At 56.1% G+C, this 636-nt stretch carries 1 protein-coding gene; it reads right to left on the bottom strand.

The window, feature by feature from the left end:
- Positions 1-80: 80 nt before the first annotated feature.
- Positions 81-548 (bottom strand): NAD(P)/FAD-dependent oxidoreductase, encoded by a 468-nt coding sequence (locus ACYVJT_RS15325; protein WP_499418572.1) that lies wholly within the window; start codon positions 546-548, stop codon positions 81-83.
- Between the last annotated feature and the right edge of the window lie 88 nt (positions 549-636).

Genomic DNA, 636 nt, shown 5'->3' with positions numbered 1-636 from the left:
GCCCGCGGCTTCCGAAACCCCCACAACTACCGACTCAGAATGTTGCTGATCGCAGGCGGCCTAGACCACCAACCCCACCCTTAAACCGGAAGAGCCCGAATACCCAAAGGTTTTAGCAGCTCCCGGCTATAAAACCCGGCAGCGATTACCAGGCGATCAAACACACGCCGCGCACCCGTGGCCGTGATCATTGTCCAGCGCGCATTAGGTGCCCGTTCGATGCGTAAGACCTGCCTGTTTTCTTGAAGTTCGCCGCCTTGCCCTGTCAGTGCCGTTGCCAAGCCCTGACTCAGCGATTCCGGTCGCACGTGCCGTTCGTCTTCCAGATGTATGACGCCAGCGGCCGAGCGGGAGATGGCCGGATCAAAATCGGCAATCTCTGAACCTTGATAGACGCTGGTCGTGCCGGCGTAGCCCAGACGGTGCATCTTCTGCGTGACATCGCGATAATTCTCCAGATTCTGTGCTTGCTGGAACACGACCCCGAGTCCATCTCGATGATGTTCGAATTCAACACCGCGCTCTAATAGCTGATCAAAGTGGCTCATCGTAAAAATGAGTGTAGTTGGTGTCTGAATCCGCCGGTGTCGAGCAGTGCTCTGGTGATGTAATGCATGAGATTACGGAAGCCTAAGG

Source organism: Yaniella soli (genome assembly GCF_054782375.1).
Note: the sequence above shows the minus strand (reverse complement) of the source record. Positions and strands in the feature narration are given on the sequence as shown.

What these genes read in the sequence shown, in the direction of transcription:
- ACYVJT_RS15325 (WP_499418572.1), bottom strand. Translation starts at nt 548, where the DNA reads ATGAGCCACTTTGATCAGCTATTAGAGCGCGGTGTTGAATTCGAACAT.